The sequence below is a fragment of the Exiguobacterium sp. GL_137 genome (assembly GCF_057834585.1).
On the sequence record NZ_CM174406.1, the window covers coordinates 2394632 to 2411405 of the forward strand.

Sequence of the window (16774 nt, forward strand, 5' to 3'; positions counted from 1 at the left end):
TTCGTTCTACTTTCCTTACTTCCCTTTTTACGATTCCTGAATCAAAAAAGTTTCACGATTCGATTCGGGCAGCGTCTCGTTCAAGAACAGGAGCGAGGTAATGACCTGTATAGGATTCCTTGACTGCTGCGATTTCTTCAGGTGTTCCGGTCGCGACAATCTTCCCGCCACCGTCTCCGCCCTCTGGTCCGAGATCGATCAAATAGTCGGCTGTTTTGATGACATCCAGGTTGTGTTCGATGACGAGCACCGTGTCTCCGTTGTCGACGAGTCGTTGCAAGACTTTCAGCAACCGGGCGATATCGTGGACGTGCAGCCCTGTCGTCGGTTCATCGAGAATATAAATCGTTTTCCCGGTCGACCGTTTATGCAGTTCCGATGCCAGCTTGACCCGTTGTGCTTCTCCGCCGGACAGTTCCGTCGCCGGTTGTCCGAGACGCATGTACGTCAGACCAACGTCGGCAATCGTCTGCAGTTTGCGGCTGATTTTCGGAATCTTTTCAAAGAATTCCAACGCATCTTCGACTGTCATCTCAAGGACATCAGCAATCGTCTTGCCTTTATATTTCACTTCCAGCGTTTCCCGGTTGTAGCGTTTCCCGTGACAGATTTCACACGGCACGTAAACATCCGGCAGGAAGTGCATTTCGATCTTGATGATTCCGTCGCCGCGGCAGGCTTCACAACGTCCGCCTTTGATATTGAAACTGAAACGGCCTTTTTTGTAACCGCGGAGTTTTGCTTCATTCGTCGACGCAAAGACATCACGGATATCGTCAAAGACACCGGTGTAGGTTGCCGGATTCGAACGCGGTGTCCGACCGATCGGAGATTGGTCGATATCGATGACTTTATCGATTTGATCGAGTCCGGAAATGCCTTTGTGCGCCCCCGGTTTTTCTTTCGCCCGGTTCATCTCATGGGCAATCGTCTTGTAGAGAATCTCATTGATTAATGTCGATTTTCCGGAACCGGATACTCCGGTCACGGCAACGAACAAACCAAGTGGAATGTCGACATCGACGTTTTTCAAATTGTTTTCCGATGCTTTATGAATCTGTAAGGCCCGACCGTCCGGTTGTTTCCGTTCAGACGGCACCGGAATGAACTTCTTGCCGGAGAGGTATTGTCCCGTCAACGAGTTCGGATCCTGCATCAATTCTTCTGGACGCCCCGCTGCCGTGACGAATCCGCCGTGATCGCCGGCTCCCGGTCCGATATCAATCAGGTAATCCGCCGCCATCATCGTATCTTCATCGTGTTCGACGACGATCAACGTATTCCCGAGATCGCGCATCGTCTTCAATGTATTGATCAGGCGGTCGTTATCGCGTTGGTGGAGTCCGATTGACGGTTCATCGAGGACGTAGAGAACGCCTGTCAAACGCGATCCGATTTGCGTCGCAAGACGAATCCGTTGCGCTTCCCCACCGGATAATGTTCCGGCAGCACGCGAGATCGTCAGATAATCCAAACCAACGTTTTCGAGGAACGACGATCGTTCATGAATTTCGCGGACGATCATCCGTGAAATTGTCTGATCCTTTTCTGATAATTTACTTGGTAACTCTTCAAACCAGACGACTGCTTGTTTGACGGACATCTTCGTTACGTCACCGATGTGGATCCCTGACACTTTGACCGCAAGTGATTCGCGTTTCAAGCGGTGTCCTTTACACGTCGGACAAGCTTTTTTCGCCATATACCCTTCCATCTGTTCACGGATGTAGTCCGATGACGTCTCTTTGAAGCGGCGTTGCAGGTTATTCAAGACGCCTTCAAAAAATAACGATGTATTCCGGACCATCCCGAAGTCATTTTCATAGCGGAACTGAATCTCTTCCTTACTGCTACCATTTAATACAATATCGCGGTGTTCTTCCGACAACTGTTCGAACGGCGTATCCATATCGATGTTGAAGTGACTGCAGACCGCTGCCAACAGCTGCGGATAATACTGTGAACTGGTCGGTTCCCAGGCAATGATTGCCCCTTCGTTGAGCGATTTATCCGGATGCGGCACGACGAGATCGACATCAACTTCCAGTTTCGTTCCGAGACCGTCGCATGACGTACAGGCACCAAACGGTGAGTTGAACGAGAACATCCGTGGTTCAAGTTCACCGATGGAGAAGCCGCAGATCGGGCAGGCATGGTGTTCGCTGAACAACAGTTCGTTCCCATCCATCGTATCTACGATGACGCGGCCGTCGGCAAGACGGAGTGCCGTCTCAAGAGAATCGGCGAGGCGGGCTTCGACGTCCGGACGGACAACGACCCGGTCGACGACGACTTCAATCGAGTGTTTTTTATTTTTCTCGAGTTCGATGTCATCCGTCAAATCAATCGTTTCTCCATCGACACGGACGCGGACGAAACCTTCTTTTTTCAAATCTTCGAAGACTTTGACATGAGCGCCTTTTCGTCCGGAAATGATCGGCGCGAGAATTTGCAGACGGCTGCGTTCCGGCAGTTCCATCACTTGGTCGACCATCTGACTGATCGTCTGGCTCGAAATTTCAATGCCGTGATTCGGACAGATTGGTTTCCCGATCCGTGCATAGAGCAGGCGGAGATAGTCATAGATTTCCGTGACCGTCCCGACCGTCGAACGCGGGTTTTTACTCGTCGTCTTTTGGTCGATTGAAATGGCCGGACTAAGTCCTTCAATCGCATCGACATCCGGTTTGTCCATCTGACCTAAAAACTGACGGGCGTAAGCGGACAGACTTTCGACATAACGCCGTTGTCCTTCCGCATAAATCGTGTCGAACGCGAGCGATGATTTCCCCGATCCTGATAAGCCCGTCAGAACGACGAGCTGATCGCGCGGGATTTCAACATCGATGTTTTGTAAGTTATTGACGCGAGCGCCCTTGATGATGATCTTGTTCTTTTTTTCTGCCAACTTAGGCACCTGCTTTCAATTCTAAGATAAGGTCACGCAATTCTGCTGCCCGTTCAAACTGCATATCTTTCGCCGCTTGACGCATCTCTTGATCGAGTTGTTCGAGCAATGTTTCGCGTTCCGGTTTTTTCAATTTGTTGAACTTCTCGAGTTTTTCGACGGTATCATCATTCTCAATCGTCGTACTGATGACACCCCGGACATCTTTTTGAATCGTTTTCGGCGTAATACCGTGTTCTTTATTAAAGGCGAGCTGAATGTTGCGCCGCCGTTCCGTTTCATCAATGGCCCGCTGCATCGAGTCGGTCATCTTATCGGCAAAGAGAATGACGTGTCCCTCCGAGTTCCTTGCGGCCCGGCCGATCGTCTGAATCAGCGACCGTTCCGACCGCAGGAATCCTTCTTTATCGGCATCGAGAATCGTTACGAGCGAGACTTCCGGAATATCAAGTCCTTCCCGCAACAGGTTAATCCCGACAAGGACATCGTATTTGCCGAGCCGCAGATCGCGGATGATTTCAATCCGTTCGAGGGTCTTGATTTCCGAGTGCATATAGTTGACCTTGACGCCATGTTCTTTCAGGTAGTCCGTCAAGTCTTCCGACATTTTTTTCGTCAGCGTCGTCACGAGAACCCGTTCATTTTTCGCGACACGCTCACGGATGTTATCCATCAAGTAGTCGATTTGTCCCGTGATCGGATGAATCTCGATCGTCGGGTCGACCAGTCCGGTCGGCCGGATGATCTGTTCGACCATCTCTTTTGTATGTTCGATTTCGTAAGGACCCGGTGTCGCCGAGATATAGATCGCTTGGCTGACCTTCTCTTCGAACTCCTCGAACCGGAGAGGTCGGTTATCCTTCGCCGACGGCAGACGGAAACCGTGATCGACGAGGACTTGTTTCCGCGCCTGGTCCCCGTTATACATACCGCGGATTTGCGGCAATGTGACGTGCGACTCATCGGCAACGAGTAAGAAGTCTTTCGGGAAATAGTCGATCAGCGTATACGGTGTCGAGCCCGGTGGCATTAAGTTCAAGTGACGGGAATAGTTTTCAATCCCGGAACAGTAGCCCATTTCACGCATCATCTCGAGATCGTAGTTCGTCCGTTGTTCGAGACGCTGGGCTTCAAGCAACATGCCGTCTTCACGCATCTTCGCGAGTTGCGTTTCGAGCTCAGCCTCAATGTTCGTAATCGCTTTTTGCAGACGGGTATCCCCCGTCACGAAGTGGGATGCCGGGAAAATCGAAATGTGTTCCCGGTCGGCAATGATTTCCCCTGTCAATGGATCCATATCACGGATCCGTTCAATCTCATCTCCGAAAAATTCGATCCGGACACACTGTTCATCGCGGGACGCCGGGAAGATTTCAACAACATCCCCCCGAACACGGAACCGCCCGCGCTGGAAGTCGATATCATTTCGTTCATATTGAATGTCAATCAGACGACGCAACATCTCGTTTCGTCCCATCTCGTTTCCGACACGCAACGACAGCACGTGGTTGTTGTACTCTTCCGGATTACCGAGACCATAGATACACGACACCGACGCGACAATCAGGACGTCTTCCCGTTCGAACAAGGAAGATGTCGCCGAGTGACGCAGCTTGTCAATCTCATCGTTGATCGATGAATCTTTTTCGATGAACGTATCCGTCGACGGCACATAGGCTTCCGGTTGGTAGTAATCATAAAAGCTGACGAAATATTCGACCGCGTTATTTGGGAAGAACTCTTTGAACTCCGAATACAGCTGACCGGCAAGCGTCTTATTGTGTGCCAAGACCAGCGTCGGCTTCTTAATCTCTTTGATGACGTTCGAGACGGTAAAGGTTTTCCCTGTCCCTGTCGCGCCGAGCAACGTCTGATGGCGTTCACCTTTCTTGACGCCTGCAATCAATTTTTTAATCGCTTCCGGCTGATCGCCACCCGGTTCAAATGGTGATACTAACTCAAAATCCATCGTATTCTTCCCCCTCATCCAGTTCACAAAATCTATTTTTATTGTACCACTTTACGAACAAACATTCGACTTTGAAGTGCTCCTCTTAGAAGTTACCCGTTTTTCGCCAAAAGAAAAAGTCCAGCCCGTAGGCTGAACTGTTTTTTGAGCTGGATTTTGATTTTGAATCACTGAAGCGTCCGGATTTTCGTCCGTTTATTACCGGGCTCACTGACGAACAAAATCCCGAGATCGTGATGATCCTGTTCATAAAAGGCCCGCTGTGCGAACCGGACGTCTCCGTTATGGTTCATGACTTCGAGACGCAGGTACGGTTTATGTTTTTGAATCGCTTCATAAAATGATTTCTCCGACTCGACGAACTCCCCGTTGACTTTATAGATTGCTTCACCCGGAACAAGCCCCATCTCGGAAGCCGGTTTCTCCGGTAATGTGCCGAGAATGACGACCCCACGTTTACCGTTCAGGAACAACGGGGTCTGGGACCGGTTAAGTCGTTTCGTCCGCTGATGCAGAATCAGGTGAATAATGAGCAGGACCGGCAACCCGTACAACCAGATGTCCTGTCCGGCCAGGAATGCGCCTACTGCGAGCACGACGGACAACAAGAACGTAATCAGCCGCCCTTGGATCAGGGGACGGATCAGCTGGTCCGGCAACTGGCCGGTAAAGAGGAAACTGAAGCCGATCGGCAGGAACAAGACAATCGGAACAAACTCCGGAAACGACCATTGCGGAATCAAGGCTTCGAAACTGCTTCCCGGCACGAAGACGATGAGCGGAATCAGCCACAGTTTGTTGGACGACAGCCCGCCGATGTAACGTCCCCGTTTCGATAAGACGAGCGAAGGCGATAAATTCTTTTTCCCCCGCCAGATCAGCAACAGCAATTCGGCGCCTAACGACAGGGCCGCAAGCAGCATCCAATCGCTGACACTGACATCACGGAGTCCGTCAATCCGGTCACTCGTCATGAACCAGGTGAGACCTGCCAGGATGACAAGCGGTCCGAGCGGTAAATTGAATCGGATGATACCCGTCAACAAAATCAAAAACGTCAACACCATGAAGGCGATCAGAAACTCTGACGAGACCGTCAATGTCAGACTTACACTGATGACGGATAAGACAAGACCAACGACGAAGCCTGGAATAAGCGTTTCGAAGACATCGGTCCGCTTGCTACGCGTGCGTGACCGGAACAGATTCCGTTCGCGTTTGATACGTCGCATACTGAGTAAAAAACTGACTAGAATTGCTAACCACAAGATTGGACTAGCGAAGAGACTAATCACTGTCCAACCGAATCCATCGAGTAATTCCACGCTCATTCAGACCTCTTTCTGTGAGTTATTGTGCCGCGACGTCCAGCGCTTTGATGCGCTGAACATCATTTTTTTCATCTTCCAGTTTCTTCAGGAGACGGGTTTCCATTTCGGACGCCGTCACTTGATCGATTTTACCGGTCACTTCGAGTTTCGCTTCTTTTTGAAGACGCTCGACGGCCTGCTTCATCGTATCGCCATAGTAACCGTCCTGCCCTTTTGGATCGAAGCCGATTGCTTCGAGGACCAGGTGCGCGTTTTCGACGGCTTTGCCGTAATCCCCAGTCGCAAGTGTCTTGTCATCGGTTAGAATCTTCGTCACATTAAAGTAATCTGGCTGCTTGACTTCGACCGTCGGCTTGACCCCTTTTTTATGAATCCAGTTTCCGTCCGGAGTCAGCCATTTGTTCGTCGTCAGCTTCAAATCACTGCCGTCTTTTAAATCATAGGCACTTTGGACGATTCCTTTCCCGAATGACTTCGTTCCGACCACTTCCGCACCGGCGCCTTCTTTGAGACCGGCAGCCAGAATTTCCGAAGCTGAGGCCGATCCGCTGTCTTCGAGGACAACAAGCTTATAAGGTTTCTTCTCGTCCGCTTTCCCGAATTCCTGCGTCCGCTCCCCTTTGTTGTCCTCTACCTGGAAAATCGGTGTCTCTTTCGGAATGAACGGCGCAATCATTTGCGAGACGGCCGTCAGCAGGCCGCCCGGATTTCCCCTGACATCGATGACAAGTCCATCAATGTTTTTCTCCTCGAGCGCTGCGAGTTGTTCCTCGAACTCTTTTGCCGTCGGATCCGAGAATTGTGTCACCTGCAGGACACCAATCGTCTTGCCATTAACTTTTTCCGTCTTCGAATAGACGGTTTCAATCGGAATCGTATCGCGGACGATCGAAATCTTCATCGGATCCTGTCCGCCGCGTTGAATCGTCAAGACGACTTTCGTCCCTTTTTCGCCGCGGATTTTCTTGACCGCTTGATCCGTTTTCTGTCCTTTTGTTGATTTACCGTCGATTTCTAAAATAATATCCCCCGGTTTGATACCGGCTTTTTCAGCGGGCGATCCCTTGATCGGTGAGACGATGACAATCGATTCACCTTTTTGTTCGAGCGTCGCACCGATGCCTTCGAATGAAGACGACAAATTCGTGTTGAACGATGCCGTTTCCGATTCGTCCATATAGACGGAATAGGGATCTTCGAGGACTTCCGTCATTCCCGTCAGTGCCCCTTCGAGCAACTCCTGATCCGTCACGTCCTCGAGATAATTTTGGGAAATCATCTGTCTGACCTGATCAATCTTTTTCCAATCTCCCGTTGCGTTAGACGAAGAACTCGTCGCCACTGAATCCGTTCCACCTGCCGCTAACATCCCGACAGCCCCTGCTCCAAGACCCAAACCAAACGTACTGACCGCTATGACGGCCGTTGTCGATTTTTTCACGCGTAATTCCTCGTTTCTGGTGTAAACCTGCTATTTTTTTCAGTATAGCAAAAAAAGATAGGTTACCCTATCTTTTCGTCAGTCGCTCGTTGAAGTTATAAGATGTACGGTGCCGGATCAACCGCATTTGGTTGCCCGACAGCCCACTCGCCGCGATGGATCTCAAAGTGGAGATGCGGTCCTGTCGACCAGCCGGTTGAACCGAGTTTGCCGACGATATCCCCCGGCATGACTGTTTGTCCCGCCTTGACCGAAACCGAATCGAGATGGCCGTAAACAGTCGTCCAGACCTTTCCGTCAATCAGGTGTGTAATCATGACGACATTTCCATAGCCGGTCGCACTTCCGGCGCGGAGGACAATCCCCCCTGCCGCTGCTTTAATCGGGGTTCCTTTAGCATTAACGAGATCCAGTCCGGTATGCCGTTCCGATTTTCCGGTCAACGGATTGTTGCGGGGACCGAACGGGGACGAGACGTAGCCGGTGACAGGCAATAGGAAAGGCTTTACGATCGTGCCCGGTTCCGATGTCTCCGGTTGGGCAGAAGGTATTTCCGTCACCGGTTCCGAAGCCGTCGGCGGACGGGACGTTGGTTGATTTTGTTCTTGCTGTTCTTTTTCTGCTTTTGCTTCCTGTTCTGCCTGCCGCTCAGCTTCTGCTGCTGCCTCTGCTTCCCGGGCAGCGGCTGCTCTTTGCGCCGCTTCGGCACGTTCTTTTGCTTCTTGTTGCGCCCGTAGTTCGGCCGCCCGCAATTCTTCCAACTGACGGCTGATCAGACGTTGCTGGTCTTCAAGGATTGCAGCTTCTTCCGCTTTCGTGAACTGTTCCTGTTGTAACTGTTCGACCTGACTGTTCAACCGGACAACCAACGTCCGTTTGACTTCTGATTCCGCGATGATCCGGGTCTGCAAAATCAACAGCTTCCGCTGCTCTTTTTTTAATTGTCCGAGTACGAGTTCCTGCTCGGACCGTTGTTCGGTTAACTGTTTGACGTTCGCCTGGTATGTCTGCAGGACACCGTCGTCCTGCTTGATGATTTCGCTGACAGTACTGAAACGTGAAATCAAATCCCCGAAATCCTTGGCATCGAGCAATACTTCGATGTATTTGACATCCCCATCCCGTTGGACGGACCGCAACCGGTCCCCGATCAATTTTTCCTGTGTCCGGAGTTTGGATTCCGTTTGACCGACGGCACGGGTGACGATCGCCAGTTCCTCTTTGGCAACAGAAACAGCCGCCTGTTGATCCGCAATCTTACTCGCTAAATCTTCCAGACGGCTGTTGACTTCATCAAGACGCACTTTCGCTTCCTTGCGCTCCTGTTTCGTCAAGACTAACTTCTCCGATGTCTGATTCTGCGATTGTTCCGTCTCTTGCAGACGGGACTCGACCTCCTGTTGTTCCTTCAACAAATCTTCCTTGGACGTTGCCTGAACGGATACACTTGAACCAATTAATGCCAAGCTTAGGACGGTAGAACAGAATCGGACCTTCATGAGAAGCATCTCTCCTCTATCTTTTATTTGATTTTCAGAATTTAAATCTTCAAGAAACGGCCAAGTGACGTCGTTGACCCCCATACACCGATGAAGGCACCGAGCGCCAGCAGGATGACGGAAACCTGAATCGACAGTTCACCCGGTGGAATCAAGGTGAAGATCGAGGCATTCAATGATACGAGCTGTGGTTGCAACGCATTGTACGTCACTTCGTATCCGAAGTAGACGACGGCAATCGGGATTAAGGCCCCGAGGACACCCATCAACAGTCCTTCAATGAAGAACGGTGCACGAATGAAGCCGTTTTTTGCACCAACGAGTCGCATGATTTCAATCTCACGGCGACGTGAGAAAATCGTGACCTTGATCGTATTCGAAATGAGGAACATCGCCATGAATGTCAAACCGACAATCAGGATGATTCCGCCGATCCGAACCCCTTCAAGGAAGTTGAACATCTTCTCAACATAATCTTCGCCATATTCGACACTATCTATATTTTCCATTTTTTTGACGGTATTTGCAATAGTTTCTGTCTCATTTGGTGAAGTCGCCTTGACGATATACCGGTCGTGGAGCGGATTATCCTTCTCAACCGACTGGTAGGCTTGTGATCCTTCGCCAAGCTGTTCCTTGAAGCGGTCCAGTTCTTCTTCTTTTGAGCTGTAACGAACAGATTCAACACCCGGCATCTGTTCTAGTTTTTTTCCAACTGCATCGATTTTTGCCTGATCGGACTCTCGTTCGACGAACACTTGAATTTCGACGTCTTTTTCGACGTTATCGGAAATCTTGTTGACGTTGAACATGACCATCGCAAAAATCCCGACGAGTAATAAGGTCACGGTAACGGCACTGACGGAAGCGAATGTCATCCAGCCGTTTCGGACGAGACCTTTTGCCCCTTCCCGTAAATGACGGAATCCATTAAACTTCATAGCCGTACATTCCTTTCTCTTCGTCTCGGACGATTTTTCCACCGTCAATTGCGAGGACGCGATGACGCATCTTATTGACGATATCTCGGTTGTGGGTCGCCATTACGACCGTTGTCCCACGGCGATAAATCTCTTCAAATACTTCCATGATCTCCCATGCTGTATCCGGGTCGAGGTTTCCTGTCGGCTCATCGGCGATGACAAGTGAGGGACGATTGACAATGGCTCTCGCGATCGAGATCCGTTGTTGTTCTCCACCGGATAATTCATCTGGATAGTTTCGTTCCTTGTGCTTCAGCTTCACAAGATCGAGTACTTCAAGCACTTTCTTACGGATTTGCGAGCGGTCTTCCCCGACGACTTCAAGGGCGAACGCGACGTTTTCATAAACCGTCAAGGACGGGAGTAGTTTAAAGTCTTGGAAGATGACGCCGATTTGGCGACGAAGTTCGGGGATTTGGCGGTTTTTCAACTTACCTACTTCAATTCCTTTAAATAAAAACGAACCGCTTGTCGGACGTTCTTCGCGATACATCATTTTCATGAATGTCGATTTCCCGGCTCCGGATGGACCAACGATGTAGACGAATTCACCTTGGTTGATCGTCAAATTGACTTCACGAAGTGCCGTGACACCGTTCGGATAAATTTTGCTGACTTGTTGCATCTTGATCACTTGCTTCACATCCTTACTTGATTACTGATGGTGATCAGATAGGTCTTAACGCCTACCGAACCCCATTATAACAGGCAACAATTTTTAAGCACATTACAATCAAATGTCATTTCCGGCTGATTTACATAAAAAAAGGGAGCCGGACAGCGAACATTTGTCATGTTCATCATCTCTAGCCCCATACTATCACATAATTATTTTTTGTCAGCTAACCAATCCGCAACGGCGACGATTTCTTTATCGTCTTTCAGGATACCGGCCGGCATTTGCCCTTTACCGTTTTTGATGATTTCCTGAATTTCTTCCGAAGAATATTTCGCTCCGACTTTCGTCAAGTTCGGTCCGACATTTCCCTCGAGATTATTCCCGTGACACGAGGCACAGTTGTTGGCGAAGATTTTTTCAGCGTCAACCGCTGTTTCTGTTTTTGACGAATCATCGCTCATCGTCGATTCGTCTTTTGATGTATCCGACGAACTTGAATCGTCACTGCCACATGCACCGAGTACAAGCGTCGCGCCGAGTCCGGCTGCGAGTAAAAGGTTTTTCAGTTTCATCCGTATATCCCCCTTAGTAAGTACCAAATAACGTCGTTTGTTATTAGAGTATAACCGTTATCGCTACTTTTTAAGCGTGATTTCACAAAAACTTCACGAATAATAAACGATTACGGCACATTCCGGTACCGTTTATCATCTGAAAAACCAAGTCCCAGCACTTCATGGGCTTCACTGACGACCAAAAAGGCTGTCGGATCGATGTGCTTGACGATTTCCTTTAACGTCGTGATTTCCCCCTGCCGGACGACGACCATCAACATCGGTTTGCGTGTCCGTGTGAAGGCACCGGCGGCTTCGATTTCCGTCGCTCCCCGGTCAAGCGTTTGGAAAATCTCTTTGACAAGCGCTTCCCGTTGATCCGAGATGATATACGCCAGTTTGTCATTCGTGATACCGAGTTGCACAACATCAATCATCTTGATCGTAATGAACAAGGCGACGAGGGCATACAAGCCGATTTCAAGCGAGAAGATGATCGCAGCACTGATGACGATCGTTCCGTCGAGCATGGCGATGCAGAAATGGAGCGGAATTTTCGTGAAGCGGTGCAGAATCTGGGCAATCAAGTCCATCCCGCCGGTCGAGGCGCGGGCTTTAAAAATCAGACCGAGACCGATTCCGACACCGGCTCCGCCGAAGATGGCAGCAAGCATCGGATTCATCGTCGCTGCCGGTACGTCAAACCGTTCATAAACCAGGATGACGACCGGTAAAAAGATCGAGCCGACAAGTGATTTGACGCCAAATCCCATCCCGAGAATCATCCAGCCGATTGCGAGCAGGACAATGTTAGCAATCAATTGAAACAAGCCCGGTGAAATCCCGAACAGATCGTTTAAAACGATCGACAGACCGCTGACGCCTCCGGAGGCCAACTGGTTCGGTGCCAAAAATAAACTGAAGGCACTGGCGACGAACACAGAACCGAGTAATAAATAAATATAGTCGCGAACGACTTCCTGACGTGTTGATGTCATAACGTTACATTTCCCCTTATATAAGTTCTACAACCCGTTTTTCATTTTAGCGGAAAAACAGAGGAGCGACTAGAAGGGCTGAGCAACTCGCAGTGGTTCTCTTATACCGCACTAAAGGGTTTCGAGTACCGGACGACACCACGAATCCCTTTTAACGCCTGCCGCTCGAGCGGCATGACGAGAAAGACGTCCGTCGGTACCGGGAATGGCGCTTCGATACCGTAATCGACGGCCCGCTCGAACCCGAACTGTGGATAATAACTGTCATGACCGAGGACGACGATATGCGATTCACCGGCTTCCCGGGCATCTTCAATCACTTGACGGATCAGTTCCGACCCGATACCTTTCCGTTGCCAGTGTGGTTTGACACCGACCGGCGCAAGTGCGAGCGACGGGATGTCTTCGATGTAAATCCGGCTCAGTAAGACATGTCCGACAATCTCTCCCTTGTCCGTGACGGCGACGCGGCTGTAGTGCGGGAGTGACGCCTCGTCTTCCCGTAACGCTTCGACAAGATCGGCTTCCGTCCGCTGACCAAACGCGGCTTGATGGACAAGCCGGATTCCGGCCGCGTCTTTGAATATTTCTGTACGAATCTGCATCTGTTTCGCCTCCTGAATCGATTAGTAGAAAAAAACCGCCGACACAAAGGCCGACGGGATATAAACTTACATATTCATTAAGCGCAGGTACGCATCGATGAAGCCCATGATGTCTCCATCCATTGCCCCTTGCGTATTCCCGACTTCGTAGTTCGTCCGGTGATCCTTGACCATGCTGTATGGGTGGAAGACGTACGAACGAATCTGGCTGCCCCACGCGATGTCTGATTTTTCACCGCGGATTTCGTCGAGTTTCTTTTGCTTCTCTTCGATTTCACGTTGGTAGAGTTTTGCTTTCAACATCTTCATTGCCGCTTCACGGTTCTTGATTTGCGACCGTTCCTGCTGACATGACACGACGACGCCTGTCGGGATGTGTGTGATCCGAACGGCAGAGTCCGTCGTATTGATGTGCTGTCCACCGGCACCGGATGCCCGGTACGTATCGACACGTAAATCTTCCGTGCGGATATCGATATCGATGTCATCGTTGAATTCCGGCATGACGTCACACGACACGAACGACGTATGGCGACGGCCTGACGAATCAAACGGTGAAATCCGGACAAGACGGTGAATCCCTTTTTCCGCTTTCAAATACCCATAGGCATTGTGCCCTTGAATACGGAGCGTGACCGATTTGACACCGGCTTCGTCACCCGGCTGATAGTCCATCGTTTCGACTTTCCAGCCCTGCTTGTCGCAAAAACGCTGGTACATCCGGAGTAACATCGATGCCCAGTCCTGCGACTCGGTTCCGCCGGCTCCCGGGTGTAATTCGAGAATCGCGTTGTTGGCATCGTATTCGCCGTTCAACAGGATTTGCAATTCGAACTCGTCAAACTTCCGTTTGATGTCGCCGAGTTCCGACTCCAGTTCTTCCTGCAATTCGACGTCCGGCTCTTCTTTAATCAATTCGTACGTCAGGACGATGTTTTCGTGACCGTCTGCGAGGTGCTGGTATTTATCGACCATTGCCTTCAGACCGTTTGATTCGTCGATGACTTTTTGCGCCGACTCCTGATTGTTCCAAAAGTCCGGGTATGTCATCTCATTTTCAAGCTCCTCGATGCGTGAGATTTTGTTCTCGAGATCGAGTGATGCCTTGTATTCATCGAGTTTCTTTTCCATCCACTCGGCGGTATTGCGTATTTCTGCTAATTCCATTGTGTTCCACCTTCTCTTTCCGTCAAAAGAGGCAGGAATCTCCCGCCTCTCTCAGCCGCTTCGTCACTTATGCCTGACGGCCGTGACAGTTCTTATATTTTTTACCGGATCCGCACCAACATGGGTCGTTACGTCCGATTTGTTCATTTGGATTTTTACGGACCGGTGCTTTTTTGACGACCTTGTCCTCTTTACCGGAAACGGCGACTTCGTCTTTGACGACTTTTTCGCGTTTCAAGTTCGGATCAAGATCCGCCCGGAGAACGAACTGTGTCACTTCTTCCGCAATCGCTGCGTTCATCGTATCAAACATCATCGAACCTTCCGATTGATACTCACGAAGTGGATCGTTTTGACCGTAGGCACGTAAATGAATCCCTTCACGCAATTGATCCATCTGATCGATATGGTTCATCCAGTGCTGATCGACAGCGCGGAGAACGATGACTTTCTCGAACTCGTCAAACGCTTCTGCCGGTACTTCCGAGCGTTTGTGCTCGTAATGGGCGAAAGTCCGTTCTTTTAACAGTTCGATGATTTCTTCGCGTTCCTTGCCGAACAGATCCTGTTCCGACACTTTTTCTTCGAGCGCAAGTGTCTGGTTCGCCCACTCTGCTAACGCACCGATGCTCCACTCTTCCGGCACGAACTCGATTGGCGTGTACTGATGGACACCCGCTTCAATCGTCTGTTCGATCATCGGACGGACGATGTTTGAAACCGACTGGGCATCAAGAATGGCTGCCCGGTCCGCGTACATGACTTTCCGTTGGTCCGCCATGACGTTATCATATCCGAGAACTTGTTTCCGGGCATCAAAGTTATTTCCTTCGACCCGTTTTTGTGCCGATTCAACGGCCCGTGAGACCATCCGGCTTTCGATGGGTTGGGAATCGTCCATTCCGAGACGGTCCATCATCGATTGCAGGGAATCTGATCCGAAACGGCGCATCAATTCATCTTCGAGTGACAGATAGAACTGTGATGCCCCCGGATCTCCTTGACGTCCGGCACGACCACGAAGCTGGTTATCAATCCGGCGTGATTCGTGACGTTCTGTCCCGAGGATATAAAGACCGCCTTTTTCGATGACCCCTTGTCCAAGCTTGATGTCGGTACCACGACCGGCCATGTTCGTTGCGATCGTTACCGAGTTCGGTTGTCCCGCATTTTCAACGATTTCCGCTTCCCGTGCATGGTTTTTCGCATTCAAGACTTCGTGGCGGATGCCGCGTTTCTTGAGGATGCTGCTGAGGAGTTCAGACGTCTCGACCGCTACCGTACCGACAAGGACCGGTTGTCCTTCGCGGTGGGCACGTTCGATTTCGTCCGCGACTGCCGCAAATTTCCCGTTCATCGTCTTGAAGATCAAGTCCGGCTGATCGTCCCGGACGATTGGTTTGTTCGTCGGAACCGGAACGACATGCATGTTATAGATGTTACGGAACTCTTCTTCCTCGGTTTTTGCTGTCCCGGTCATTCCGGCAAGCTTCGTGTACATCCGGAAGAAGTTTTGGTACGTGATCGTCGCAAGTGTCATCGATTCACGTTGAATCTCGACGCCTTCCTTCGCTTCAATCGCCTGGTGCAGACCTTCCGAATAACGGCGGCCTTCCATGACACGTCCCGTGAACTGGTCAATGATCATGACTTCGTCTTCACGAACCATGTAATCAACGTCCCGGTGCATGACGGAGTTCGCACGTAGCGCAAGACTCAAGTGATGGTTCAACGCGATGTGGTCGAGCGCAAACAGGTTATCGATGCCGAAATATTTTTCAGCACGGTCGATTCCCTGTTCCGTCAGTAAAACACTTTTCGTTTTGATGTCGACGGTATAGTCTTCGTCTGCTTTCATCATCTTCGCGAACGTATCCGCCTGCGAATAGAGCGCTGTCGATTTTTCGGCAGAACCGGAAATGATCAGCGGTGTCCGTGCTTCATCGACAAGAATCGAGTCGACTTCATCGACGACAGCGAAGGACAGCGGACGCTGCACGCGGTCTTCTTTATAGAGGACCATGTTGTCACGCAGGTAATCGAATCCGAACTCATTGTTCGTTCCGTATGTGATGTCACAGTTGTAAGCCGCTTGTTTTTCCTGGCGCGACATGCTCGACAAGTTCAGACCGACTGATAAACCGAGTGCTGCGTAAAGTGGTTCCATGATGTCCCGGTCACGTTTCGCCAAATATTCATTGACGGTGATGACGTGGACGCCGTTTCCGGCGAGGGCATTCAAATAGACAGGAAGTGTCGCAACAAGCGTTTTCCCTTCCCCGGTCTTCATTTCAGCGATATCGCCGTTGTGCAGGACGTATCCGCCGATCAGCTGGACACGGTAATGACGCATCCCGAGGACACGCGTTGAAACTTCGCGACAGACCGCAAAAGCTTCCGGTAAAATATCATCGAGGTCTTCCCCGTTCTCAAGACGAGTCCGGAATTCGACCGCTTTTCCTTCTAATTCTTGATCCGATAAGGCAGCGACTTGTGCCTCAAATGATTCCACGGCATCCGCCGCTTTTTCTGCTTTTTTCAGAACACGTTTCGTCGGTGCGAATAACTCTTTTAGAAAATTAGCCATGCCTTACAGTCCCCTTACTTCGAACGATTCTTTAAACGAACAGAATTCCGAGATTTTTCCTTTATTCAGTGTACCGAATACGCCGTCAAATTTCAACACGCGGACCATCCGCG

General features: G+C 50.3%; 12 protein-coding genes. All 12 read right to left on the bottom strand.

The window, feature by feature from the left end:
- Positions 1-52: 52 nt before the first annotated feature.
- A complete protein-coding gene (gene uvrA, locus AC3IRK_RS12585; protein ID WP_131972310.1) occupies positions 53-2908 on the bottom strand; it encodes an excinuclease ABC subunit UvrA in 2856 nt (951 codons plus the stop codon).
- 1 nt (position 2909) lies between these two features.
- Positions 2910-4877 (bottom strand): excinuclease ABC subunit UvrB, encoded by a 1968-nt coding sequence (gene uvrB, locus AC3IRK_RS12590; protein ID WP_370528945.1) that lies wholly within the window; start codon positions 4875-4877, stop codon positions 2910-2912.
- 167 nt (positions 4878-5044) lie between these two features.
- Positions 5045-6208 carry a PDZ domain-containing protein gene (locus tag AC3IRK_RS12595; protein ID WP_131972309.1) on the bottom strand — a complete coding sequence of 388 codons (1164 nt, stop codon included), beginning with the start codon at positions 6206-6208 and terminating at the stop codon, positions 5045-5047.
- Positions 6209-6227: 19 nt separating this feature from the next.
- Entirely contained in the window at positions 6228-7649 is a 1422-nt protein-coding gene (locus AC3IRK_RS12600; RefSeq protein ID WP_131502201.1) for a S41 family peptidase, read from the bottom strand.
- A gap of 95 nt (positions 7650-7744) precedes the next feature.
- Entirely contained in the window at positions 7745-9148 is a 1404-nt protein-coding gene (locus tag AC3IRK_RS12605) for a M23 family metallopeptidase (protein WP_131972308.1), read from the bottom strand.
- A gap of 41 nt (positions 9149-9189) precedes the next feature.
- Positions 9190-10089 (bottom strand): permease-like cell division protein FtsX, encoded by a 900-nt coding sequence (ftsX, locus tag AC3IRK_RS12610; RefSeq protein ID WP_012371286.1) that lies wholly within the window; start codon positions 10087-10089, stop codon positions 9190-9192.
- On the bottom strand, positions 10079-10765 hold the full coding sequence (gene ftsE, locus AC3IRK_RS12615) for a cell division ATP-binding protein FtsE (RefSeq protein ID WP_014971187.1): 687 nt from the start codon (positions 10763-10765) through the stop codon (positions 10079-10081). The genes ftsX and ftsE overlap by 11 nt, the downstream gene beginning before the upstream one ends.
- A gap of 194 nt (positions 10766-10959) precedes the next feature.
- The gene (gene cccB / locus AC3IRK_RS12620; RefSeq protein ID WP_188004677.1) at positions 10960-11322 is read right to left on the bottom strand and encodes a cytochrome c551; all 363 of its coding nucleotides are present in this window, start codon (positions 11320-11322) and stop codon (positions 10960-10962) included.
- 110 nt (positions 11323-11432) lie between these two features.
- Positions 11433-12302: a YitT family protein gene (locus AC3IRK_RS12625; RefSeq protein WP_131502204.1), complete on the bottom strand. Its 870-nt coding sequence runs from the start codon at positions 12300-12302 to the stop codon at positions 11433-11435.
- Positions 12303-12403: 101 nt separating this feature from the next.
- Positions 12404-12907 carry a GNAT family N-acetyltransferase gene (locus tag AC3IRK_RS12630; RefSeq protein WP_114595101.1) on the bottom strand — a complete coding sequence of 168 codons (504 nt, stop codon included), beginning with the start codon at positions 12905-12907 and terminating at the stop codon, positions 12404-12406.
- A 66-nt stretch (positions 12908-12973) separates the two neighbouring features.
- Positions 12974-14074: a peptide chain release factor 2 gene (prfB, locus tag AC3IRK_RS12635; protein ID WP_131502206.1), complete on the bottom strand. Its 1101-nt coding sequence runs from the start codon at positions 14072-14074 to the stop codon at positions 12974-12976.
- Between the two features lie 67 nt (positions 14075-14141).
- A complete protein-coding gene (secA, locus tag AC3IRK_RS12640; protein ID WP_114595099.1) occupies positions 14142-16661 on the bottom strand; it encodes a preprotein translocase subunit SecA in 2520 nt (839 codons plus the stop codon).
- Between the last annotated feature and the right edge of the window lie 113 nt (positions 16662-16774).